Origin of the sequence: Paractinoplanes bogorensis (assembly GCF_018829635.1) — a bacterium.
Classification (GTDB): domain Bacteria; phylum Actinomycetota; class Actinomycetes; order Mycobacteriales; family Micromonosporaceae; genus Actinoplanes; species Actinoplanes bogorensis.
In genome coordinates this window covers 203580-227008 of the sequence record NZ_JAHKKG010000009.1, presented here as the reverse complement: position 1 = coordinate 227008, position 23429 = coordinate 203580, and the positions used below count along the sequence as shown (strand labels likewise).

Sequence of the window (23429 nt, the reverse complement as noted above, 5' to 3'; positions counted from 1 at the left end):
CCATAGACGCGCAATAACGAACGCGTATCAAAACCTTCGATGGGTTCGAAACCTGGTCCGAACAGGATCAAACCATGGATGTCGATGTCCGCGCGACGTCCCACCGCGCGGACATCGAAACGAACAGGCGGCACGCCTCGTCCGGCCGCTCTCCACTGAGCACGGCGGCGTCCTCGAGAGCCGAGGCCAACTCGAGCACCCGGCCGACCTTGCGATAGTGCGCGGCCGCGGCCAGCGCCGGAGCCGGGTCGCGGTGCAGCAGCGCCTGACAGCGCTGGTTGGCGGCGTAGGCCCGGGCCGGTCGCACCTCGCGGGCGGCCTCGGCGGCACAGATCGCGGCCGCACGTTCGGCGATGTCCGGCCGCTGGGTCCGCTGGGCCAGCCGCAGCACGTCGGGCAGCCACTGGTGGCGCAGCATCATCGGGGCGTACGCCGGTTGCAGCAGCGGGCCGAGCAGGTCGAGCGCCTCGGCCGGCCGGTTCTGCTGCTCGGCCGCCAGCGCCCGCGCGACGAGCAGGAAGTCGCAGTTCTCGCGCTCGGCCTCGCTGGCCGGCACGGCGTCGGCCGCACCCAGATGGGCCGCGGCCAGGTCGGGCGCGTCGCGGTGCAACGCGATCAGCGCGCCCACCCCGTGCAGCAGCATGGTCACCGCGCCCGGTTCACGCCGGCCGTGGAAGGTGATGCCCGGACCGTCCTCGGCGACCGCGCCGACCGCGGTCAGCGCCTCGTCCCAGCGCCCGAGCCAGTAGTGCTGCACCGCGGTCGCCACCTGCAGGCCGGCCGGGGCGGTGCGCAGCGCCTCCTCGGCCTCGTCCAGGCGATCGAGATTTTGCAGCGAGAACAACCGGTTGTCGAGCAGGTCGACGTAGGTGCCGGACAGCTCCGGGCGGCCGCGCACCACCTCGAGGGCGCGGTCCACATGAGCCAGGGCCCGCTCGTGGTCCCGCCGGATCGAGCTGGTCAGCCAGATCGTCTGCAGGGCGTACGCGGTCTCGTAGGGCTGACCGGCCGCGGCCGCCTCGTCGTGCACGGCTTGGGCCCGCCGCTCGGCCGCGTCCAGGTCGTCGAGGTCACCGCGGCGGAAGTTGGCCAGCAGCACCCGGTGCCGCGACCGCCAGATCAGCGGCACCCGCTCGTCGTCGACCGCGTCCCGCAGCATCGCCTCGGCCTCGGCCGTCTCGCCCCGCCGGTGGCGCATCGTGGCCAGCAGCTGACGCATCTCGGCGCGGTCGGCCGGGTCGGCGGCGAGGCTCATCGCCTCTTCGGCCTGGTTCGTCGGCAGGCGACCCTGCCGGAACTCGAGCCGGACCAGGGCGACCAGCAGGATCCCGCGCTCCTGGGCCGACGGCAGCTCGGTGGCCAGCGTGCGCCGGATCAGGTCGCCGGCGATCTGCGGCGCCCGCCGCACCACCGCCGCGTGGTTGGTGACCAGCCAGTTCAGCACCCACGAGTCGACCACCGGGGCGGACGCGTTGAGCTGCTCGGCGACCCGGGTGAGCGGACTGCCGCCGGCCGCCAGCACCTCGGCCGCGTGCCGGTGCAGCCCCGCCCGCAGAGCCTCGGGCACGCTCGCGACCAGCGCCTGCCGCAGGAACGGGTGCCGGAAGGCCAGATCGGTGCCGCTGTCGACCAGCACGGCGGCGGCCAGCGCCTCCTCGAGCGCGCCGACCAGGTCGAGAGCCGAGCGCCCGGTGACCGCCACGACCTCGCTGACCGAGAACTCCGACCCGAGCAGGGCCGCCAGCCGCAGCACCTCGCGGGTCTCGGGGGAGAGCACGTCGAGCGCGGCGTGCACGGCGTCGAGCAGGGTCTGCGGCGGATCGACGGTCACCTCGGGACCGATGTCGGCGCGGCCACCGTTGACCTCGACCGCGGACCGCTGGCGCAGCGCCGCGACCAGCTCGCGCGCGAAGAGCGGATTGCCGCCGGACCGGGCCGCCAGCGCGCGCAGGTTCTCGCCGGGCGGCGCGCCGACCAGGGCGGTCACCATGCGGTCGAGATCGGCCGGGGCGAGCGGGCCCAGGTCGAGCGGCATCCGCTGCCGGGCCAGCACCTTGCGGCGCAGGTCGTTCTGGTGCGCGTCAGGACGGGCGGCGGCCACCAGCAGCAAGGGGTGTTTGGGGACCAGGGCGAGCAGGCGCTCCCACACCCGTACGGTCGCGGAATCCGCCCACTGCATGTCGTCCACCACCAGCACCAGCGGCGAGGACGCGCAGGCCGAACGCACGGCGGCGACGATCAGGTCATCGGCCGGCTCGGTCTCGAGCCCGAGGGCACGGGACAACACCTGCAGCGGTACGCGGGAACCCAGCTGGTCGGCCGCACCCCAGGCGACCCGGCAGCCGAACCGGGCCGCGTCGGCGAACGCATGGGTCAGCAGCTCGGTCTTGCCGATGCCGGGCTCACCCGAGATCCACACCGCGTTGCCGGTGCCCGCCGCGACCGAGCGGACGAGCGAACGCAGATGATCGATCTCGGCCACCCGGCCGACCCATGAGCGGCCGCCGAGACCGTCCCGCAGCGCCTTGGCGATCGGCGTCGGGACCACCGTGCGATAGGTGCCCCGGGCCGGGCTCTTGTCCGACGTCCCGGTCAGCAGCTGGCGTTGCAGCGAGCGCAGCGCCGGGCCCGGCTCGATGCCCAGCTCGGTCACCAGGGTGCGGCGGGCCGTGCGGAACACCTCGAGCGCCTCGCCGTGCCGGCCGGCCCGATGCAGCGCGCGCATCAGCAGCTCGTGCAGCGGTTCGTGCAGCGGGTGGTCGCGGACCAGCGCGGTCAGCTCGGCCACCAGGCCGTCGTCGCCGCCCGCCTCGAGCCGCAGCCGGGCCCGCTGCTCGGCCGCGGCCAGTCGCAGCTCGGCCAGGCGCTGGCGGTCGAGTTCGAGGAACGGGCCGGCCAGGGTGGCGTAAGCGTCCCCGCGCCAGAGGGCGAGCGCCTCGTCGAGCCGGGCGATGGCGGCCGCCGAGTCGCCGGCCGACAACAGCTCGGCCGCGTTCGTCCGCAACCGCTGGAACCGGGTCGAGTCGAGTTCGTCGCCGGCCACCCGCAGCAGATATCCGCCGGAACCGGTGCTCAGATTCTGCGGCCGCAGCACCCGGCGCAGCCCCGACACGTAGGTGTAGATGCTGCCGACGGCGGTGGCCGGCGGCGAATCACCCCAGATCGCGGTGATCAGTTCGTCGCGGCCCACCACCCGGCCGGCGTGCGCCGCCAGCACCGCGAAGACCGCCCGCTGCCGGGCCGGACCCAGCTCGAGCTCCCGCTCCTCGGTCCAGGCGCGCACCGGCCCGAGCACGCTCACGCGCAAGTCAGCCACGTGTCCTCCCGGGTCGGTTCCCTGTCAACATCAGGGGAGACGGGCCGGGTGTCAATGGATAACACAAACCGCACGGACGGGCACCGATGAGTCTCGGTCCTTCCGCCGGGGTGCCGGGCTCTGCTGAACTGGTTCATCGGCCGCCGATCGGCGATGAAGAATCCGTGAAGGTTCCCTGAAGGCGAGTTTCCGACACTGCTTCCCTGACGTATCGGGAGGCAGCAATGGAACAGACTCGGGTCGCTGTGCAGGCGACGGACCCGCTCAGCCATGCCGGTCTCGCCGCGCTGCTCCAATTCCGCGGTGATGTCACGGTGTTGCGCAACGCTCAGCGAGCCGAGGCCGACGTGCTGGTGGTCGCGGCCGAGCGGCTCAGCACCGAGGTGGTGGCGACGCTGCGCCGATCCAACTCCGAGACGACCGCACCGGTCGTCCTGGTGGTGTCCGAGATCGACGAGGCCGACCTGCTGACCGCGGTCGAGTGCCGCGTGGTCGCGGTCCTGCCCCGGGGCGCGGTGTCGGCCGACCGGCTGGCGCACAGCGTGAAGGCGGCCGCCTGCGGGGGCGGGGTGCTTCCCCCCAACCTGGTCGGCGAGCTGCTCAAGCACGTCGAGCGGATGCAGCGCGACGTGCTCACCCCGCACGGGCTGAACGCCTCGGGTCTCACCCCGCGCGAGATCGACGTGCTGCGGCTGATGGCCGACGGCTTCGACACCAACGAGATCGCGGGCAAGCTCTGCTACTCGGAGCGGACCGTCAAGAACGTGATCTACGGCGTCACCCACCGGCTCAAGCTGCGCAACCGGTCGCACGCGGTTGCATACGCGCTCCGGGCGGGCATGATCTGACCTGTGAAACTCAGGCCCGGTGACCGCGTCGCCATCGTTTCCCCGTCGTGGGCCGGGCCCGGGGTCTACCCCGCCGTGCACGACCTGGCTCTGCGCCGCATCCGTGCGGATCTGGGCCTCGAGCCGGTCGAATTCCCTTCCACCCGTACGGTCGACGCCTCCCCGGCCGACCGCGCGGCTGACCTGATGGCGGCCTACGCCGACCCGACGATCCGGGCGGTGTTCGCCTCGATCGGCGGCGACGACCAGATCACCGTGCTGCCGCACCTCGACCCGGCGCCGTTCGTGGCCGACCCCAAGCCCTACTTCGGCTACTCCGACAACACGAACCTGCTGAACTGGCTGTGGAACCACGGCGTGCCCGGCTTCCACGGCGGTTCGACGATGGTGCATCTGGCCTGCGGCGGCGGTATCGACCCCGAGCATCTGGCCTCGCTGCGGGCTGCGCTGTTCGAGACGGTGGATCTGCCGATCACGCCGGTGGACCGGTTCAGCGAGGAGGAGCTGAGCTGGTCGGACCCGGCGTCGCTGGACACGCCGCGGCCGACGGTGCCCAGCCCCGACTGGATCTGGCATCGCCCCGACACGGTCGTGAGCGGGCCGACCTGGGGTGGAAGTCTCGAGATCGTCCACTGGAATCTGGCCGCCTCGCGGTGGATCCAGCCCGTCGAGCGCTACGCCGGTTCGATCCTCCTGCTCGAGACGTCCGAGGAGATGCCGCCGGCCGACGAGGTCTTCCGCATGCTCCGCAACGCCGGTGAGCGAGGCCTGCTCGAGCAGTTCCCGGCCGTGCTGGTGGCCAAGGCCAAGGCGGCCTTCCGCGGGCAACCGCCGTCGGCCGGCGAGCGGTCGCGATATCGCGACGATCAACGCGAGGCGGTGCTCAAGGCACTGGCCGCCTACAACCCGTCGGCGATGGCCGTCTTCGGGATCGATTTCGGACACACGTCACCGCAGTGGATCCTCCCGTACGGCGGTCGGATGACGGTCGACGGGCCTAACCGATCGGTTGTCGCGCACTTTTAGCCTGCACCGGCGGCGAGCATGGGTCGCAGAACGAGTTGGCCGGGGCGTGGGCCGGCAGCCGGCTCGGCACCAGCAGGTAGGCCAGCACGGCGCCCGCCACCATCAGCGCGGCGCAGATCATCATCGTGTTGCGATAGACCGGGTGCAGCGTCGTCGAATCGGTCAGGCTGCCGCCGCCCAGTCCGGCCGCCAGGGGCAGCACCGCGACCGACAGCAGACCGGCGGCCCGGGCCACCGCGTTGTTGACCCCCGAGGCGATTCCCGCGTACGCGTCCTCGAGCGCACCGAGAGCCGTCGAAGTCAGCGGCGCCACGAGCGTGGACAGACCCAGTCCGAAGACCACCACGGCGGGCAGGACGTCGACCCAGTAGTTCGCGTCCGGCCCGATCCGCGACATCAGCAGCAGGGCCACCGCGCAGATCAGCGGGCCCACGGTCATCGGGATGCGGGGACCGATCCGCTGCGAGAGCGCGCCCGCCCGGGCCGACAGCACCAGCATCAACGCGGTCGTCGGCAGCAGCGCGATCCCGCTGGTCAGCGGCGAGTAGCCGGACACCACCTGCAGGTTGACCACGAACAGGAAGAAGACCCCGCCGTTGGCCGCGTAGACCAGGAACGTGACCAGGTTGGCCCCGCTGAACACCGAGTTCTTGAAGATGTGCACGGGCAGCATCGGGTGGGCCGAGCGCCGTTCGGCCAGCACGAAGGCGACCATGGCGGCCACGCCGGCGGCCAGCGACACCAGCACGACGGGATCGCCCGGTCCGTGCACCGGCCAGGCCGTGAAGCCGTACGTGAGACCGGCCAGACCGAGCGCGCCGAGCAGCACGCCGGTGTAGTCGATCTGCCGGGCCGCCGCCGGGTTGCGCGACTCGGGCACGTGCCGGGCCGCCACCAGCAGCACGGCCAGCGCGAACGGCACGTTGATCAGGAAGATGTAGCGCCAGCTGCCGATCTCGACCAGCCAGCCGCCGAGGAACGGGCCCAGGGCGCCGCCGATGCCGCCCAGCCCCGACCAGGCGCCGATCGCCCGCGACCGGTCCTCGCGCGCGAAGGACGCCTCGAGGATGGCCAGCGCGCCCGGGGTGAGCAGGGCACCGCCGATGCCCTGAAGCACCCGCGCGCCGATCAGCATCTCGATGTTCTGCGCCAGCCCGCACAGCAGCGACGCGGCCGCGAACCAGGCGACGCCGAGCATGAAGATGCGCTTGCGGCCGTAGCGGTCACCGAGCGAGCCGCCGAGCAGCACCAGCGACGCGAGGCTGAGCGCGTAGCCGTTGACGGTCCACTGCAGGCCAGCGGCGTCCGAGCCGAGATCGCGGCCGATCGCCGGCAGCGCGATGTTGACGACCGTGGCGTCGATGAAGGCGAGGCTCGAGCCGAGAACGGTCGCCAGCAGTACCCAGCGGCCGGCCGCTGTGCGATAACGGACCGGCTCACCGGTCGTGAGATCCATGCGGCGACACTAACCCCGCGATCGCTTCCCAGGGATCCGTCGAATGACTGCGCACGTACGTTCTCACGGAAGTCCATGGGAACGTACGTGCACATCTGCTAGCGTGTGCACGTACGCTCCCATGGAGGCGATATGCGTCTAGGTGCCGCGGCCGACCTCGGCCGATACCTTCGCGACCGGCGGCTGGCCGTCGCGATGACGCAGCAGCAGTTGGCCGCACGTGCCGGCGTGAGCCGGCGGTGGCTCAGCGAGCTCGAGTCCGGCAAGCCCACGGCCGAGGTGGGGCTGGTCTTCAAGGTCGTGGCGGCGCTCGGCCTGCTGGTCGACATCCGGCCCGAGCCCGAGCCCGACGTCGATCTGGACGACTACCTCGACTCGATCGGCGACGACGGGACCACGCCGTGAGCCGCGACCTCGTGGTGCTGCTCGAGGACCGGGTCGCGGCCCACCTGGCCCGGGCGGGAATTGGGGGGACCCGTCCGGCGCGGTGCCGACCACCCACATCCTCAAACCCGCCATCACCGGATTCGACGACCACGACCTCAACGAGCACCTCTGTCTGCGAGCGGCCCACCTGATGGGGCTGCGGGCGGCCGGGTCCCAGGTGCGGTCGTTCGGCGCCGAGCGGGCCATCGTGGTCGAGCGTTACGACCGGCTCTCGGTCGGTGGTGGCCGGATCGTGCGGATCCACCAGGAAGACATGTGTCAGGCGCTCGGGCTGCCGCCGACCGCCACGTATCAGAGCGACGGTGGTCCGTCGCCGGAGCGGATCATCGAGCTGATCCGTGCGGCGGTGGCTCCGGTCTCGGTGGCTGAACAGGAGGTTGGTCGATTCGTCGACGCGCTGGCCCTGAACTGGCTGATCGCCGGCACCGACGCGCACGCCAAGAACTACTCGATCCTGATGCGCGGCAGCCAGGTGCGGCTGGCGCCGCTCTATGACGTGGCGAGCAGCCTGCCCTACGACGACATGTATCTGCCCCGGCTGCGGATGGCGATGAAGATCGGCTCGGAGTACCGGATCGAGGCGATCACCGGCCGGCACTGGCGCGCCTTCGCCGAGAGCAACCGCCTCGACGCCGACCGGATCCTCGCGCGGATCGCCGACCTGGCCGGACGGCTGCCCGAGGCGCTGCGCCAGGCGTCGAACTCGGCCGCGGTGGTCGCGCTGAAGTCCGATCTGCCCGACCGGCTCGTCGCGCGGATCACCGAGCACGGGCGACGCTGCGTGGCAGCGCTGGCCCGATCCTGAAACTAGGGTGGGATGCATGATGCGTGCAGCCGTGTTCACGGAGCCAGGTCCCGCGTCCGTCCTCGAGATCGTCGAACGGGATCTGCCTCCCGCCGGCCCGGGGGAGGTGCGGGTCCGGATCGTCCTCTCGGCGGTCAACCCGACCGACACCGGCACCCGGTCGGGGCGCGGCGTTCCCGACGGCATCTCGCCGCCGCGTGTGCCCAACCAGGACGGCGCCGGCGTGGTCGACGCGGTCGGCGACGGCGTGCACGGGCTCGAGCCCGGCGACCACGTCTGGGTGTGGGACGCCTCGTACGCCCGCGAGAACGGCACCGCCCAGGAATACGTCGTGCTGCCCATCCGCCAGGTGGTGCGGATGAACGACGACGTCCCGTTCGAGGTCGGCGCCGACCTGGGCATCCCGGCGCTCACCGCGCACCGCTGTCTCACCCTGGCCAGCGACGGCCCCGACCGGCTCGCGCCCGGCACCCTCGAGGGCCGCACGGTGCTGGTGGCGGGCGGCGCGGGAGCAGTCGGCAACGCCGCCATCCAGCTTGCCAAGTGGGCCGGCGCGACCGTGCTGACCACCGTCTCGTCCAAGGAGAAGGCCGGGCTGGCCACGGCCGCCGGGGCCGACGCGGTGATCAACTATCGGGACGAGGACGCCGCGGCCCGGATCCGTGAGCTCAGCGAGACCGGGCCGCACATCGTGGTCGAGGTGAACACCGACAACCTCGCGCTCGACCTCGACGTGATCGCCCCGAACGGCAACATCGCCATCTACGTGGCCGGCAAGGTCGCCATCCCGAGCTTCAAGGCGATGCTCAAGAACGTCAGCCTCGACTTCGTGCTGACCTACACCACCTCGGCCGAGGAGAAGGACAACGCCGTGGCCGCGGTGGCCGAGGCGGTCAACACCGGCGCCTTCCGGGTCGGGGAGGACGCCGGCCTGCCGATCCTGCGCTACCCGTTCGAGCGGGTGAGCGAGGCCCACGAGGCAGTCGAGCAGAACGCCGTGGGCAAGGTCGTCATCGAGGTGACGGCACCGTAGCCAAGAGCGCGTCCGCCACCCGCTCCACGCCGCGGCCGTCCACCGCCGACCAGCCCTTGCGGGCCAGTTCGGTGCGGGCGGCCGCGTCGGTGAGCAGATGGGTCAGCGTGTCGACGGCGTCGGCGCCCAGGTGACCGAGCCGGCCCAGCCCGGCGCCGAAGCCGCGAGCCATCATCCGGTCGTACCCGAGGATCTGGTTGTCGACCACCCAGACCAGCGCGGCGGGCCGGCCCAGGCAGAGCAGCTCCCAGGTCGACGTGCCGCTCGCGCTCACCACCAGGTCGGCCTCGGCCAGCAGCTTGGGCAGGTCGTCGGTGGGCGGGATGATGTCGAAGCGCTGCCCCTCGCACGGCACCACCGCGTGCAGTTCGTCGCGCAGGCTCTCGTTGGCCCCGATGATGGTGGCCTCGAACGGCACCCCGGTCTGGGCCAGCAGCACGGCGATCTCGGGCGCGGCCCGATAGGCGTCGGTGCCGCCGAAGAAGGCCACGACCTTGGGCGTACGCCCGTCGACGTGCACGGGTGGTGTGGCGGGGCGCAGGGTGCGCACCGCCGACCGCAGCAGCGCGTAGTCGAGTCCGGCCAGGCCGAGCGCGCCGTCGACGTCGACGACCGAGTCGAGGTTCTGGTCGACATAGATGTCGGCGGTCTGGCCCCGGAAATCGCCGTCGACGATCGCCAGCACCGGCGTGCCGGCCGCGCGGACCGCCGCCGAGTGTTCCGGGGGCAGCGTGTACGAGTCGATGACCAGCGCGTCGAAATCGGCGGCGGCCGCGACCAGCCCGGCCGCGTCGACCGGCGGTGGTGACCAGGGCAGACCACGCTGGGTGAGCTGGGCCTCGGCCCACTCCACGCCGCCGAGGTCACTCAGGAAGCGCACCTCGACGCCGCGGGTGACGAGCTCCTCGGCCAGAGCGACGCACCGGACGAGATGCCCGACGCCGGTGCGCGCACCGGCGTCGCAGCGGATACCGACAACCGTCACTTACGCCTGCACCAGAGCCTTCTGCAGGACGTGGGCGTTGAGCTCGATCAGGTCGGGGCGACCGGCCAGCCAGACGGCCAGCTCGCGCACCGAGATCGGCTCGTCGCCGAAGTGGCCGACGATCGCCTCGATGAGCTTCCAGTCGTCCTCGGTGTCGAGCGTGAGGCGCAGGTGCGACAGGTCGGGCTGCATGGTCAGCCCGATCACGTCGAAGTCGTCCGCGTGGGTGTAGATGTACGACGTCACGTGCGTGCGGTGGTGATCGGTGGCCAGGGCGTCGATTGTCCGCAGCACCGGTGTCCGTACGACCTCGACGTCGAGCCCGCGGGGGAGCGTCCGGGTGATCGAGGTGGTCATGTAGTCGACGCCGGACGCGGTGAACACCCGGTGGGCCAGCGCGACCAGGTGCGGGTCGAGCAGCGGGCAGTCGGCCGTGAACCGCATGACGACATCGCTCTCGTGCTGGTCGAGCACACCCAGGAAGCGGGTGAGCACGTCGTCGACCGGGCCGCGGAAGCAGGGGATGCCGATGGCCGCGCACTCGGCCGCGACGGCGTCGTCGGCCGGCTCGATCGTGGTCGCCACGACCAGGGTGTCGAGGACTCCGCTCTGCTGGGCGGCCCGGACCACCCGTTCGAGGACGCTGCGCCCGCCGAGCTGGCGCAGCACCTTGCCGGGAAGACGCGAAGAGCCCATCCGGGCCTGGATGATGCCGAGGGTTGTCATTTAAGTCCTTTTCGAAGGCGATTCCGGGCCTTGCGGGCGACCCCGTAACCGATCTTCGCGACCCGGAAGGACACCGAGCCGCTGAAGAGGGAGACCTGCTTGCGAAGCTTGTTGAGTTCCTTGTCCCGCTTGTCGAGCTCGCGCTCGTACCACTGGGACCGGGACGTCGCGTCGGCGATCTGCCGCCGCAGCGCCCGGAGCTGCTCCTCGTGCTCGCGGCGCGAGTCGGGGAGGGGGATCTCGTCCTCCGCCGGGACGGGCGGGACGTCGTCGGGCAGGCCGGCGGCGCCGTGCAGGACCGAGGTGAGAGTCGGCAGATCGGTGGCGGCGGGCCAGGGGTGTGCGTAGCCCCCACCGAGGAGCGTCTGGGCGAACCGGCGGATCACGTCGGTCTGCGGGGGAATGCCGGGGTCGAGCACCGCGAAGGCGTCGTGGTGGACAACGACGTTGTCGGCGCCTTGGTCGGGCAGCGCCGCGGTCCAGCCGGTGAGCAGGCGCCGCAGCAGGGGAAGATCATGACGCAGAGCCGCGCCGAGCAGCAACTCCTCGAGCAGGCGGCCGGTGGGAAGGGGCGTGCCGGTCTGTCCGCGGCGCACCCAGGCGCCGTCGGGGCCGGGCCCGATCTCGACCACCGAGTCGTCGCCGGCCAGCACGGGCGGCAGGCTGAGAGCGGCCGCGGGCCGGGGCGCGCGGTGGGCGACGACCAGCCACGAGGCGGCGAACTCGGGGCCCAGTCCGCCCCGCACAGCCGCCGCGGCGAGTCGGCGCGGGTCGCTGAGAACGGCCTTTTCCTGGTACGCGGCGCCGACCGCACCGGCGGCGAAGGCGGCCAGCGCGTCGGCCGGCCCGTCCTGCAGCGCGTTGGGCGTGGCGATCAGCGTGGGCGCCTCGGGAACCGGCCACGCCGCGCCCAGCCAGTCGATGGCGAGCCCCTCGGCGGCCAGCTTGCCGGCCAGCCGGGTCGGGTTGCCGGGCTTGGTGTCGAACTCGCCCAGCGGACGCCAGGCACTGTCGGTCTGGGCCGAGGTGGCCGTCGTCGGGTCGACCAGGCGGTGCACGCCTAGTTCATTCTCGACGGCCAGCAGCAGGGTGCCGCCGGGGCGCAGGGCGCGCTTGAGGACCTGCAGGCTCGCGGCCCAGTCGAGTTGCTCGTCCTCGACCGAGCAGAGCCGGTCGAGACCGTCGAGCGCGACGATCACGTCGTACTTCTCGGCGGCGGGCAGTTTGGCCAGCGTGCCGCAGAGGACGGTGAGGCCGCGAGCGTCGAGCTCGATCGCCTCGGGCTCGGAGCGGACCAGGCAGGTGACCGTCGAGCGCTCGGCCAGCGCGGCGATCAGCTCGTCGGTGTGCGGACCGGCCACCAGCACGTCGGCGCCGGCCGGGAGACGGCCGGCCAGATAGCCGAAGAGGGCGCCGCCGGCGCGCGGGCGGTCCTCGGTGAAGGAGGGCATCTCACCCCCGACCATCTCGATCATGCGGGCACCTCTGCTCGTGACTGAGCGTCAACGGAGTCGGAAGTGTAATACCCCGTCCACCCCAACATCGCGCGCAGCTCCGCCGGTGACGCAAGGTAACCGTCACCCAACTCGCTCATGGCCGACGCGCGGGCCGCCACCGGGTCGAGGTGCTTGCCGTGCAACTCGGGCCAGCTGCGCCGGATGCGGTCGGCCGTGGGGCGGTGCTCCTTGTCCAGGTGCATCGGATCGCCGTAGACCGCGCCCTCGCAGCCGGCCGCGATGCCGTGGAAGATCGCGCTGCTCAGCCGGTTGGACGCCACCCGCTTGTGCTTGCGCAGCTCGGCCAGCTGGTTGTCGAGGAAGTCGATGTCGGTGTCGCGCCACTGGTAACCGCGGTAGCCGTGGCAGATGACCCGGCCGTACTTCTCGTACGAGGCCCGGACGGCGTCGTTCTTGTACTCGTGCCAGTACAGACAGAAGGTCACCGGGCCGCCGCGCTCGGTCTCCATGATCTCTTCGACCTGGCGCTCGTGGTCGCCCGCGATGTGCTGGCCCTCCCACCCGTGGAAGGGATACCAGATCGTGCCCTCGCGAGGCGGAGCCGGATCGGGAGCGGGCCGCATGGTCAGCAGATAGAGGAACGGGGCGCCGACGACCGTGGCCTGGCGGCGCCCCATCGACCAGGCGCGACGCCGGGTCTGTTCGGAGTAGACGAAGATGGGCCGGCCCGGCACGTAAGGCGTGCCGGCGCCGAGCCCGTCGACCACGTTCCACCCGTGCTGCAGGTAGCCGTTGATCCGGGGCGGATGCTCCGGATCTAACCCGCAGTACTCGGCCAGGATGTGTGCGTGGCCGTAGAAGTGGTTGGCGTGGTGCACCCGCTAGCTCCCGAGGATGTTACGCAACGTCTCCACGACGCGGTCCTGATCGGTGTCGGAGAGATCGACGAAGAGCGGCAACGATAGCTGTTCAGCGTAGAAGGTCTCGGCCACGGGGCACATCCCGCGCCGGTAGCCCAGATCGGTGAACACCGGGTGCCAGTGGACCGGGATGTAGTTGACCTGCACGCCGATGCCGGCCGCGCGCATCCGCTCGAACACCTCGCGCCGACGACCGTCCAACACCCGTACGGGATAAAGGTGACGCAGCGGGTCGACGCCCTCACGCTGGATCGGCAGCCGCAGACCCGGCACGTCGGCCAGCAACTCGTCGTAGCGGGCGGTCAGCTGCTGGCGCCGGGCCTTGAACGCGGCCAGCCGCTTGAGCTGCGAGCTGCCCAGGGCGCAGAGCACGTCGGGCAGCCGGTAGTTCTCACCGAACGACTGCACCTCGTAGTACCAGGGGCCCTCGTCGGTGTGGCGCAGGTCGTCGCGCACCACCCCGATCGTGCGGAACGTGCGGGCCCGCTTGAGCAGGTCGGGGCGGATCGACGAGACCGCGCCGCCCTCGGCCGTCGTCATGTTCTTGGTCGGGAAGAACGAGAACGTCGTCAGGTCGGCCAGCGAGCCGACCGGGCGGCCGTGCACGGTCGAGCCGATCGAGTGCGCGGCGTCGCCGATCAGCACGGCGCCGACGCTCTCGGAGACCTTGCGGAGAGCGTCGTAGTCGGCCGGATGGCCCGCGTAGTCGACCGCGCCGATCGCCCGGGTGCGCGACGTGACGGCCGCCTCGACGGCCGCCGGGTCGATGTTGGCGGTGTCGTCCTCGATGTCGGCGAAGACGATCGTGGCGCCGTGCATCGCCGCGGCGGAGGCCGTGGCCACGAACGTCATCGGCGTGGTGACGACCTCGTCACCCGCGGTGACGCCGGCCGCGGCGTACGCCGTGTGCAGCGCAGTCGTGCCGTTGGTGACGGTGACCGCCGGGGCGCCCACGACCGCTTCGATGTCGGCCTCGAACTGCGCGACCCGGGGGCCGGTGGTCAGCCAGTCACTGCCCAGGGCGGCGACGACCGCTTCCACGTCGGACGGGTCGATCGACTGCCGCCCGTACGGGAGCATCAGTTCTCCTCGAGCAGCTTGCGCATGTCTTCGACCGAGAGCCAGAGGTCGTTGTTGTCCGAGCGGTAGTTGAAGCCGTCCGGCACCTCTTCGCCACCCTCGGGGGTCTCGTAGCCCCAGCTGGCCACGACCGGCTGCACCACGTAGCGGTCGGGGAAGCGCAGCGTGCGACGGCTGTCGTCGGAGGCGATCATCTCTTCGTGGAGCTTCTCGCCGGGCCGGACACCCATCTCGTGCGTGGCCGAGTTCGGTGCGACGGCCTCGACCAGGTCGAGGATGCGCATGCTGGGGATGCGGGGGACGAAGAGCTCGCCGCCCTGCATGGTGTCGAACGAGTCGACGACGAACTTCACGGCCTGGGGGAGCGTGATCCAGAAGCGGGTCATCCGCTTGTCGGTGATCGGCAGGCTCTTGCCCTCGGCGGCGAGCTTGCGGAACAGCGGGACGACCGAGCCGCGGCTGCCCATGACGTTGCCGTAGCGGACCACCGCGAGGCGGGTCGGGTGGGTGGCGGCGTAGTGGTTGCCGGCGATGAACAGCTTGTCGGCGACGAGCTTGGTCGCGCCGTACAGGTTGATCGGGCTCGACGCCTTGTCGGTGGAGAGCGCGACGACCTTCTTGACGCCCTTGTCGATCGCGGCGTCGATCACGTTCTGCGAGCCGTTGATGTTGGTCTCGACGAACTCGGACGGGTTGTACTCCGCCGTGTCGACCTGCTTGAGGGCGGCGGCGTGCACCACGTAGTCGATGTTGTGCATGGCCCGCTCCAGGCGCGCCTTGTCCCGGATGTCGCCGAGGAAGAAGCGCAGCCGCGGGTCGTCGCCGAACATCTGCCGGACCTCGTACTGCTTCAGCTCATCCCGGGAGAACACCACGATGCGCTGCGGGTCGAGGTGGGTGAGGGCGTAGTTGAGGAACGCCTTCCCGAAGGACCCGGTGGCACCGGTGACCAGGATCGATGATCCGCTGAGTACAGACACTTTGATTTTCTCCCGGGGGGTGGGACAGGACGCAGTACGAGCCGGAAGCATAACCAGCCGACCAGCCGATTTCTGGCCCAACTCTAAACGCAAACTTCAGTTCACCTGGTGTTCAGTTAGCATTGCCCATCGGTTAACCGAGTGCGACGAAGTTAAGAATCCTCTGTTCACCCAGCCCCTTTGGAGAACCCCTGTGAGTGACCTGCAGAGACTGCGCGAGGCGTTCCGTACCTCCCTGGACCTTCCGGCGGATGCGCCCGTGGACGACCTGCAATACCAGGACAACGAGAAGTGGGATTCCCTGGCCCACATGTCTCTGGTGGCGGCCATCGAGGACGAGTTCTCCGTGATGATTGACACAGACGACGTCATCAACATGTCGAGCTTCCAAGAGGCTGTCCGCATCCTCGGTAAGTACGGGGTCAGCTTCGATGAGTGACCGGGTGGCCCTGGTGACAGGCGCCTCCCGCGGTATCGGTCGTGCCACCGCAACGCGTCTCGCGGAGCGAGGGCACGACCTTGTGCTGCACGGCCACGGTGCCGATGCAGTCGCCGCGGTGGCTGAGGAACTTGCCGCCAAGTATGGCGTGACCGCGGTCAGCGGCCATGGTGACATCGGTGACCCCGCGACCGCCAAGGCACTGACCCAGCTCGCCTTCCAGAATTTCAAGCGCCTGGACGCGCTGGTGGTCAACGCCGGCACGCACGCGGCGGGCATGCTCGGCATGACCGACGACGCGACCATCCAGCGCCTGTTCGCGGTGAACTCGGCCGGCGCGGTCTACACGCTGCGCGGCGCGGCCCGCCTGCTGGCCCGGGGCAAGAGCCCGGCCGTGGTCCTGGTGTCGTCGATCACCGCCTCGCGCGGCATCGCCGGCCAGGCCGTCTATTCGGCCTCCAAGGCCGCCGTGGCCGCGCTGGCCAAGTCGGCCGCCAAGGAACTCGGCAAACAGGGCATCCGGGTCAACGCGGTCGAACCGGGCTTCATCGCCACCGACATGCTCGACACCCTGGACGACAAGGGCCGTGAGGAGCGCATCGCCGACACCGCGCTGGGCCGGCTGGGCGAGGCCGACGAGGTCGCCGACGTGATCGCGTTCCTCCTCTCCGAGCAGGCCCGGTTCGTGACCGGCCAGGTGCTCGGGGTCGACGGAGGATTGACGCTGTGAACCTGCTCCACCCCGGTGCCCGCGTGATCGACGCGGCCACCGGCGAGACGCTGACCGAAGAGATGATCGAGGCGGCGGAGGCCGCGCTGGCGCCGGAGCCGGGCGGGGTGGTGTTCCTGCCGATCGAGACGACCCTGTCCTCGATCGCCCGCTATCTGGCCGCGTTCCGGCTCGGCCGCCCGGTCGTGCTGCTCGACCCCGACGGCGATCACGCCGACCTGATCGAGCGCTACACCACCACCGAGGTGCACCCCGACCTGGCGCTGCTGCTGACCACCAGCGGCTCGACCGGCAACCCGAAGCTGGTGCGGCTGTCGGCCGAGGCCGTACGGACCAACGCCGAGCAGATCGCTTCGGTTCTGGACATCACGGCCGACGAGGTCGCCATCACGACGCTCCCGCTCTTCTACTCGTACGGGATGTCGGTCCTCAACTCGCACCTGATCCGGGGCGCGACGGTGGTGCTCGAGCGCACCGGCATCATGCAGAAGGCCTTCTGGTCCGCGGTCAACGAGCACGGCGTGACCTCGATGGCGTTCGTCCCCTCGCAGTACGAGATGCTCCGCCGGCTGCGCTTCGACCCGGCGAAATATCCGGCGCTGCGTTCGCTGACCCAGGCCGGCGGCCGGCTCCGCACCGACCGGGTGACCGATTTCGCCCAGCGGATGGCGACCGTCGGCGGCAAGTTCTACGTGATGTACGGCCAGACCGAGGCGGCGCCCCGGATGGCCACGCTCCCGCCCGAGCGGCTCGACGAGAAGCTCGGCTCGGTCGGCCTGGCGCTGCCCGGCGGCACCTTCACGATCGAGGACGACGAGGTCGTCTACCGCGGGCCCAACGTGATGATGGGCTACGCCGACACCGCGGCCGATCTGGCGCTCGGCGACGTGCAGGGTGGCGCGCTGCACACCGGTGATCTCGGTCGCGTCGACGACGAGGGCTTCCTGTTCATCACCGGCCGCCGGAAGCGGATGGCCAAGGTGTTCGGCGTCCGGATCAACCTGGACGACGTGGAAAAGAACTTCCCGGTCACCGCGGTGGCCGGCGACGACAAGCTGTGCGTCTTCGCCGAAGGTATTTCGGACGACGAGGCCCGCGGCCTGCGCACCAAGATCGCCGAGTGGCTCGGGACACATTTCTCCGGCGTCGAAGTGCGTACTGTTGACGCGCTGCCGTTGCTGCCCAACGGCAAGGTCGACTATCGGGCGCTGGAGTCTTCGTTGTGAGTGTCTTCACCCTGCCGCAGGCGGCGAAGGAAGAGGTCCTGCTCAAGGAGCTCTCCGCGCTGACCGAGCATCACCGGGAGAACTGCGAGCCCTACGCGCGGATCCTCGCCGCGTCGGGCTATCAGCCGGCCTCGTCGGTCGCGGGCCTGCCCTGGCTGCCGGTGCGGCTGTTCAAGAACCTCGAGCTCAAGAGCATCCCGGACGACGAGGTGTACAAGGTCCTCACGTCCAGCGGCACCACCGGGGCCGAGGTCAGCAAGATCTACCTGGACAAGGCGGCCGCCGCCGAGCAGACCCGCAAGCTGGGCGCCACCGTGCAGAGCGTGCTCGGCCCCAAGCGGTTGCCGATGATCCTGGTCGACACCAAGGCGATGCTGAAGGACCGCAAGTCGTTCAGCGCGCGCGGCGCCGGCGTGCTCGGCATGTCGAACTTCGGGCGTAACCACGTGTGGGCGCTCGACAACGAGGGCCACGTCGACGTCGAGGCGCTCAAGGGCTTCCTCGAGCAGTACGGCGACGAGCCGTTCCTGATCTTCGGCTTCACCTACCTGGTCTGGCTGCACCTCTACGAGGTGGCCCGGGACAACGGACTCGACCTCAGCAACGGCATCCTGATCCACTCGGGCGGCTGGAAGAAGCTGATCGACCAGGCCGTCTCGCCCGAGGAGTTCCGCGCCCGGCTGTCCGGCGTCGGGCTGACCAAGGTGCACAACTACTACGGGATGATCGAGCAGATCGGCACGATCTTCCTCGAGGGCCCCACCGGCGGCTCGCTCTACTGCCCCGACTTCGCCGACGTGGTCATCCGCGACCCCGAGACGTGGGAGGAGCAGCCGGTCGGCAAGCCCGGTCTGATCGAGGTGATCAGCACCCTCCCGACGTCCTACCCCGGTCACGTGCTGCTGACCGAGGACCAGGGCGTCGTGCACGGCGTCGACGACGGCGACTGGCCCGGCAAGCGCTTCTCGGTGCTCGGCCGGCTGCCCCGGGCCGAGGCGCGGGGCTGCTCCGACACCTACCGGGAGGCAGCGTGATCCAGTACCGCTTCGGCGTCGAGGGCGACCTGACCGCCCCCTCGGACGACCGCCTCACCGTCGGCGACCCGCGGGTCATCGACTTCCTGGGCAAGCTGGCCCGCAAGCTGCTGGCCCCGGCCGTGGCCCGGCGGCACCCCGAACTGGGCTCGCTCGGCTTCTTCCTGCGCCCGGCCGAACTGCACCGCGCGGTCGAGCACATGCAGCACGACAACGCGCTGGTCTTCCCGCGCGGCAACGTCTTCCACATCCCGCCGGCCAACGTCGACACGATCTTCGTGTACTCGTGGGCGCTCTCCGCGCTGGCCGGCAACCACAACGTGGTCCGCATCTCGGAGCGCTCGGCCACCGCGGCCGAGACCATCCTGACCGCGCTCAACGAGGTGCTGGCCGACGCCGACCCGGTGATCGCCCGCACCCAGCGCATGATCACCTACGGGCGCGACGACAAGGTCACCGCGGCCCTGAGCCAGTGGGCCGACCTGCGGGTGATCTGGGGTGGTGACTCGGCCGTGGAGGCGATCCGCAAGCACCCGCTGCGTCCCTCGGCCCGTGACCTGACCTTCCCCGACCGCACGTCGTGGGCGGCGCTCTCGGCCGACGGCTGGCGGGCGGCCGACCCGGCCCAGCGGCGCGCGGCGGTGCTCGGGTTCACCAACGACTCGTACTGGTTCGACCAGGCGGCCTGCTCGTCACCCCGCACGGTCTTCCTGGTCGGGGACGACACGAACGACGTACGGGAAGAATTTGTCACTCTCCTGCTCGAGACGGTCGGTCAGCGCGGCTGGGAGATCGACGCCGCCATGGCCGTCGAGAAGAGGGTGAACGCGTACGGCATGGCGGCCACCGGTGCCATCTCGGCGATGGAGTTCCCGGCCAACTCGGTGACCGCGATGTCGCTGATCACCGTGCCGGACGCGCCGCGCCGCTGGATCGGGGCCGGGGCCTTCCCGTTCGCCCAGGTCAGCTCGCTGCTCGAGCTCGTGCCGGCGATGAACCGGCAGGACCAGACGTTCAGCCACTTCGGCTTCTCGCACGAGCAGCTGCGCGAGTTCGCGCTGGCCCTCGGCGGGCGTGGTGTCGACCGGATCGTCCCGTTCGGGTCGGCTCTTACCTTCGGTTCCCTGTGGGATGGCTACGACCTCCCGCGCGAGTTCACCCGGTTGACGACACTCGTAGAGTGACCGCCGTGCTCGACACCGCCGAGGCGCCGCCGCAGCCGCAATCGCAGCCGCAGCCCTCGGAGGTCCCTCGCCGCCGCATTCCGGTTTACCGCTACCTGCGGTTGCCGAACGCGATCCTGCCCTGGCTCATCCCGGCCACCACGCTCGTGATCTGTCTGCTCATCACGGGCGTGAGCGGCCGCGACATCGCGCTCTACGCGCTGTATTTCGCCGTCGACGTCGTGCTGCCCGGCACGCTGATCCATCGGGCCCTGCGCGGCAGCCGCGGCAACCTGCCGGAAGACCTGGGCCTGGGCGCCGCCACCGGCATGCTGATCATGCTGGGCGGCTGGGCGCTGTGCGCGTGGATGGGCACCCAGGTGCTGCTGCCGTGGTGGCCGGCGCTGCTGGTGGTGCCGTTCCTGGCCGTGCCCCGGCTGCATCGGCACTGGCGGGTGACCGATCCGCGTCCGTTGCCGGTGCGCTGGTCGTGGATCATCGCCGCGGCCCTGGTCGTGCTGATCCTCTCGGAATATCCGAACTGGGCCACCACGCCGCTGCCGCCCGCGGGCGGGGTGCTCTATCAAGACCTCTACTACCACCTGGCACTCATCCACGAGATGACCCGCGACCTGCCGTTCCAGGTGCCGCAGGTGGCCGGTGAGGCGCTGCACTACCACTACCTGTCCGACGGCGACATCGCCTCGGCCAGCATGATCACCCAGATCGACCCGGCCGTCGTGCTGCTGCGGCTGTGGACCGTGCCGGTCGCCGCGACCGCGATCCTGGTGCTGGCCGCGCTGGGCCGCACGCTCAGCGGCAAGTGGTGGGCCGGTGCGCTCGGCGGCGCGACCGCCATCATCGGGCTGCCCCTGCTGCTGGGCACGGCCACCACCGCGCTCGGCGTCAACCCGATCAGCCAGTACAGCCCCTCCCAGGCGTACGTGATCCCGCTCCTCGGCCTGCTGGTCACCTTCGCCGTCGAGGTGCTCCGCGGTGGTCGCCTGCGCTGGGCCTGGCTGCTGGTCTTCCCGCTGGCCCTGGCCTGCGCGGGCGCCAAGTCGAGCGCGCTGCCCCCGTTCCTGGCCGGGATGGCCGGTGCGGTGGTGATCGCCCTGTTCGCGCATCGTCGCCGATTGCTGCCGATCCTGGCCTTCTCCGCGCTCACCACCTCGGCCGTGGTGCTCGGTTTCCGCATCTTCGCGGGCGGCGGCGCGGGCACCCTGGGCTTCCAGCCGCTGGCCATCTTCTACTGGTTCGTGCCCTATCGCGACACGATCGGCTACCAGGACACCATCGACGGAAACCTTTCCCTCCCGTACGGGGTCGAGCACGCCACCCGCGCCGGTCAGGTCTACATCGCCGGGCTGTTGCTGTGGTGGTTGCTCATGCAGACGCCGCGCATGCTGGCCCTGGCCGGGCTGGTCGCCCGGCCCACGCGCACCGAACCGGCGGCCTGGATGCTGGCCGGCATGACCGCGGCCGGGGCCGGCGCCACGTTCCTGCTGTGGCACCCCTCGGCCAGCCAGATCTACTTCTACATGGATGCGGCGCCGTTCGGCACGATCGCTGTCGCCTGGCTGATGGCCGAGCTGTCGCGCAGTTGGCGGCCGGCGCTGGCCGGGGTGCTGGCCGGTGGCATCTGGGCCCTGGTCGCCCCGCAGATGCACCCGCCCCCGGTCGGCCGCGTGGTCCGCTGGGCCCTGATCCTCGTCGAACCGGTGGTCCGCACGGCGGTCGTCGCCATCTGCGTCGCCGCGATCGCGCTGATCCTGCGCCGGGTCTTCACCGGGCGCACCCCGTGGCAGGCGCTCCCGGCCGGCATCCTGGCCGCCGTCCTGGGCGCCGGGCTGGTCGGCGGGGCCCAGCGGCAGATCGAGGAGGCCGACCGCGCGACGTCCCCGGTCGAAGAGAAGGTCGACACGGTCGACAAGAACGTGCTGCCCGAAGAGATGCTGGCCGCCCAGTGGCTCGAGCGGAACTCGGCCCGGGACGACGTGGTCGCCACCAACGTGCACTGCGTGCCGATCGACTGGGCCTCGGCCTGCGACGCCCGGGCGTTCTGGCCGGCCGGGCTCTCCGGCCGCCGCATGGTCATCGAGAGCTGGGGCTACACCGACGCCGCGGTCGCCGCGGACGGGGTCAACGGCGAGCGGTACATGCGGCAGCCCCCGGCCGACTTCGAGCGTTTCCGGCTGAACGAGAAGGTCTTCGCCGACGGGCAGGCGGCCGACATCGCCGAGCTGCAGCGTCGTTACGGCGCCAAGTGGCTCTTCGCCGACGACCGGGCGGCCGGAGTCGTCTCGCCCAACCTGACCCGGGTGGCCAAACTGCGCTTCACGTCGGGCCCGGTCAACATTTATGAGTTGCCATGACGCCTACGGTGGGGTTAACCCTACCGTCGACCGGGCGGTGAGCAGGATCGGAACGGGGAGCGCCGATGCCTAGCGTCAAGGACATGACGACGACCGCCTCTCCCGCGCCCTCCCCGATGGCCCGGCTGGTGCGCCAACTGGGCATCGACACGCAGTACGTGCTGCTGGGCTTCCCGCTCGGCATCCTCACCGTCGCGCTGTTCATGAGCCTGTTCTTCACCGGCCTGGGCACGCTGATCATCTGGGTCGGCCTGCCGATCCTGCTGGCCACCGTGATGACCGCCCGGGGCTTCGCCACGCTGGAGCGGGCCCGGATCGGCCCGGTGCTCGGCCGCAAGGTCCCGCACCCCTATTACAAGAAGGCCGCCGGGAACGGTTTCTGGAGTCAGGTGCTCAAGCCGATGACGGACGGGCAGTCCTGGCTCGACCTGCTGCACGGGATGTTCCGCTTCATCCCGAGCACGATCGCCTTCAGCTTCGTCATCACCTGGTGGGCAGGCGCGATCGGCGGCCTGACCGTGCTGCTGTGGGACTGGTCGGTCCCGCACCCGCCGGAAAATGTCGACCTGCCCGAACTGCTCGGCATGGGTGACGGCACGTTCACCCGGGTGGTCTTCTACTTCGCCTGCGGCGTCTTCTTCGCCGGCACCCTCTACCCGGTCGTCCGCGGCGCCGCGCTGATGGAGGCGCTCTTCGCCCGGGGCCTGCTCAGCGGGGTCAACGAGCTGCGCGAGCAGGTCGCCGAGGCGAACGCGGCCCGCGAGGTGGCCCAGCAGCAGAAGGCGGCCGCCGTCTCGGCCGAGGCCACCGCCCTGCGCCGGCTCGAGCGCGACATCCACGACGGCCCGCAGCAGCGCCTGGTGCGGCTCGCGATGGACCTCGGCCGGGCCGAGCAGCAGTTCAGCACCGACCCCGAGGCGGCCCGGGCGACCGTGGCCGAGGCACTGACCCAGACCCGCGAGACGCTCGACGAGCTGCGCGCACTCAGCCGCGGCATCGCCCCGCCGATCCTGGTCGACCGCGGTCTGCAGGCCGCCCTGACCGCGCTGGCCAGCCGCTGCACCATCCCGGTCGACCTGGACGCCCCGGTGGCCGAGCGGCTCGAGCCCGCCCTCGAGTCGACCGCCTACTTCGTGGTGGCCGAGGCCCTGACCAACGTGGCCAAGCACAGCTACGCCAACGAGGTGCAGGTCAGCGTGCGGCGCAACGTCTCCGGCCTGATCGTCTCGATCGCCGACGACGGGGTGGGCGGCGCCAGCGTGGCCAAGGGGCACGGGCTGGCCGGCCTGGACGACCGGGTGCGCGCCGCGGGCGGCGTCCTCGACGTCGAGAGCCCGGCCGGGGGAGGGACGCGGCTCACCGCGGCGCTGCCCGTCTGACAGC

Annotated in this window: 20 protein-coding genes; 12 read left to right on the top strand and 8 right to left on the bottom strand. The window is 70.9% G+C overall.

The window, feature by feature from the left end; all coding sequences use genetic code 11:
• Positions 1-67 precede the first annotated feature (67 nt).
• A complete protein-coding gene (locus tag KOI35_RS29080; RefSeq protein ID WP_215791822.1) occupies positions 68-3316 on the bottom strand; it encodes an ATP-binding protein in 3249 nt (1082 codons plus the stop codon).
• 224 nt (positions 3317-3540) lie between these two features.
• On the opposite strand from KOI35_RS29080, the gene KOI35_RS29075 reads away from it, so the two are divergent.
• Positions 3541-4164 (top strand): helix-turn-helix transcriptional regulator, encoded by a 624-nt coding sequence (locus KOI35_RS29075; RefSeq protein ID WP_215791821.1) that lies wholly within the window; start codon positions 3541-3543, stop codon positions 4162-4164.
• 3 nt (positions 4165-4167) lie between these two features.
• The gene (locus KOI35_RS49060; RefSeq protein WP_215791820.1) at positions 4168-5190 is read left to right on the top strand and encodes a S66 family peptidase; all 1023 of its coding nucleotides are present in this window, start codon (positions 4168-4170) and stop codon (positions 5188-5190) included.
• Here KOI35_RS49060 and KOI35_RS29065 read toward each other — a convergent pair.
• Complete coding sequence (locus tag KOI35_RS29065) at positions 5162-6646, bottom strand: MFS transporter (protein ID WP_215791819.1); 1485 nt, start codon at positions 6644-6646, stop codon at positions 5162-5164. The two genes, KOI35_RS49060 and KOI35_RS29065, sit on opposite strands and share 29 nt — an antisense overlap.
• 132 nt (positions 6647-6778) lie before the next feature.
• Here KOI35_RS29065 and KOI35_RS29060 point away from each other — a divergent pair, with 132 nt between their 5' ends.
• From KOI35_RS29060 to KOI35_RS29050, 3 genes are all read left to right on the top strand, one after another.
• Positions 6779-7051, top strand: coding sequence for a helix-turn-helix domain-containing protein (locus KOI35_RS29060; protein WP_215791818.1), 273 nt, complete (start codon positions 6779-6781; stop codon positions 7049-7051).
• 82 nt (positions 7052-7133) lie between these two features.
• Positions 7134-7898 (top strand): HipA domain-containing protein, encoded by a 765-nt coding sequence (locus KOI35_RS29055; RefSeq protein ID WP_215791817.1) that lies wholly within the window; start codon positions 7134-7136, stop codon positions 7896-7898.
• A gap of 19 nt (positions 7899-7917) precedes the next feature.
• A complete protein-coding gene (locus KOI35_RS29050) occupies positions 7918-8931 on the top strand; it encodes an NADPH:quinone reductase (protein ID WP_215792033.1) in 1014 nt (337 codons plus the stop codon).
• Here the strand turns inward: KOI35_RS29050 and KOI35_RS29045 are convergent.
• Genes KOI35_RS29045 through pseB form a run of 6 tightly spaced genes read right to left on the bottom strand, consistent with a single transcriptional unit; the run spans position 8909 to position 15130 of the window.
• Positions 8909-9916, bottom strand: coding sequence for a PseG/SpsG family protein (locus KOI35_RS29045; protein WP_215791816.1), 1008 nt, complete (start codon positions 9914-9916; stop codon positions 8909-8911). The genes KOI35_RS29050 and KOI35_RS29045 overlap by 23 nt on opposite strands.
• Positions 9917-10642: a cytidylyltransferase domain-containing protein gene (locus KOI35_RS29040; protein WP_215791815.1), complete on the bottom strand. Its 726-nt coding sequence runs from the start codon at positions 10640-10642 to the stop codon at positions 9917-9919.
• Positions 10639-12117, bottom strand: a complete 1479-nt coding sequence (locus tag KOI35_RS29035) for a class I SAM-dependent methyltransferase (RefSeq protein WP_215791814.1) — start codon at positions 12115-12117, stop codon at positions 10639-10641. The genes KOI35_RS29040 and KOI35_RS29035 overlap by 4 nt, the downstream gene beginning before the upstream one ends.
• Entirely contained in the window at positions 12114-12977 is an 864-nt protein-coding gene (locus KOI35_RS29030) for a hypothetical protein (RefSeq protein ID WP_215791813.1), read from the bottom strand. Before KOI35_RS29030 ends, KOI35_RS29035 begins: the two co-directional genes overlap by 4 nt.
• Positions 12978-12980: 3 nt before the next feature.
• A complete protein-coding gene (locus KOI35_RS29025; RefSeq protein ID WP_215791812.1) occupies positions 12981-14099 on the bottom strand; it encodes a DegT/DnrJ/EryC1/StrS family aminotransferase in 1119 nt (372 codons plus the stop codon).
• Positions 14099-15130, bottom strand: coding sequence for a UDP-N-acetylglucosamine 4,6-dehydratase (inverting) (gene pseB, locus KOI35_RS29020; protein WP_203378119.1), 1032 nt, complete (start codon positions 15128-15130; stop codon positions 14099-14101). Before pseB ends, KOI35_RS29025 begins: the two co-directional genes overlap by 1 nt.
• Before the next feature lie 142 nt (positions 15131-15272).
• Here pseB and KOI35_RS29015 point away from each other — a divergent pair, with 142 nt between their 5' ends.
• From KOI35_RS29015 to KOI35_RS28985, 7 genes are all read left to right on the top strand, one after another.
• A complete protein-coding gene (locus KOI35_RS29015) occupies positions 15273-15518 on the top strand; it encodes an acyl carrier protein (protein ID WP_215791811.1) in 246 nt (81 codons plus the stop codon).
• Entirely contained in the window at positions 15511-16248 is a 738-nt protein-coding gene (locus tag KOI35_RS29010; protein ID WP_215791810.1) for an SDR family NAD(P)-dependent oxidoreductase, read from the top strand. The genes KOI35_RS29015 and KOI35_RS29010 overlap by 8 nt, the downstream gene beginning before the upstream one ends.
• Positions 16245-17474, top strand: a complete 1230-nt coding sequence (locus KOI35_RS29005; RefSeq protein WP_308121200.1) for an AMP-binding protein — start codon at positions 16245-16247, stop codon at positions 17472-17474. The genes KOI35_RS29010 and KOI35_RS29005 overlap by 4 nt, the downstream gene beginning before the upstream one ends.
• Positions 17471-18508 (top strand): LuxE/PaaK family acyltransferase, encoded by a 1038-nt coding sequence (locus KOI35_RS29000; protein WP_215791809.1) that lies wholly within the window; start codon positions 17471-17473, stop codon positions 18506-18508. Before KOI35_RS29005 ends, KOI35_RS29000 begins: the two co-directional genes overlap by 4 nt.
• Positions 18505-19692, top strand: coding sequence for an acyl-CoA reductase (locus tag KOI35_RS28995; RefSeq protein ID WP_215791808.1), 1188 nt, complete (start codon positions 18505-18507; stop codon positions 19690-19692). Before KOI35_RS29000 ends, KOI35_RS28995 begins: the two co-directional genes overlap by 4 nt.
• A complete protein-coding gene (locus KOI35_RS28990) occupies positions 19689-22046 on the top strand; it encodes a hypothetical protein (RefSeq protein WP_215791807.1) in 2358 nt (785 codons plus the stop codon). Before KOI35_RS28995 ends, KOI35_RS28990 begins: the two co-directional genes overlap by 4 nt.
• A gap of 83 nt (positions 22047-22129) precedes the next feature.
• Positions 22130-23425 carry a sensor histidine kinase gene (locus KOI35_RS28985; protein ID WP_246613916.1) on the top strand — a complete coding sequence of 432 codons (1296 nt, stop codon included), beginning with the start codon at positions 22130-22132 and terminating at the stop codon, positions 23423-23425.
• Positions 23426-23429 lie beyond the last annotated feature (4 nt).

Excerpts from the sequence above, each read along its gene's own strand:
- KOI35_RS29075 (WP_215791821.1), top strand. The coding sequence starts at position 3,541 with ATGGAACAGACTCGGGTCGCTGTGCAGGCGACGGACCCGCTCAGCCAT.
- KOI35_RS29010 (WP_215791810.1), top strand. The coding sequence starts at position 15,511 with ATGAGTGACCGGGTGGCCCTGGTGACAGGCGCCTCCCGCGGTATCGGT.
- KOI35_RS29050 (WP_215792033.1), top strand. The coding sequence starts at position 7,918 with ATGCGTGCAGCCGTGTTCACGGAGCCAGGTCCCGCGTCCGTCCTCGAG.
- KOI35_RS29040 (WP_215791815.1), bottom strand. The coding sequence starts at position 10,642 with ATGACAACCCTCGGCATCATCCAGGCCCGGATGGGCTCTTCGCGTCTT.
- pseB (WP_203378119.1), bottom strand. The coding sequence starts at position 15,130 with ATGCTTCCGGCTCGTACTGCGTCCTGTCCCACCCCCCGGGAGAAAATC.
- KOI35_RS29035 (WP_215791814.1), bottom strand. The coding sequence starts at position 12,117 with ATGATCGAGATGGTCGGGGGTGAGATGCCCTCCTTCACCGAGGACCGC.
- KOI35_RS28985 (WP_246613916.1), top strand. The coding sequence starts at position 22,130 with ATGACGACGACCGCCTCTCCCGCGCCCTCCCCGATGGCCCGGCTGGTG.
- KOI35_RS29065 (WP_215791819.1), bottom strand. The coding sequence starts at position 6,646 with ATGGATCTCACGACCGGTGAGCCGGTCCGTTATCGCACAGCGGCCGGC.
- KOI35_RS29025 (WP_215791812.1), bottom strand. The coding sequence starts at position 14,099 with ATGCTCCCGTACGGGCGGCAGTCGATCGACCCGTCCGACGTGGAAGCG.
- KOI35_RS29060 (WP_215791818.1), top strand. The coding sequence starts at position 6,779 with ATGCGTCTAGGTGCCGCGGCCGACCTCGGCCGATACCTTCGCGACCGG.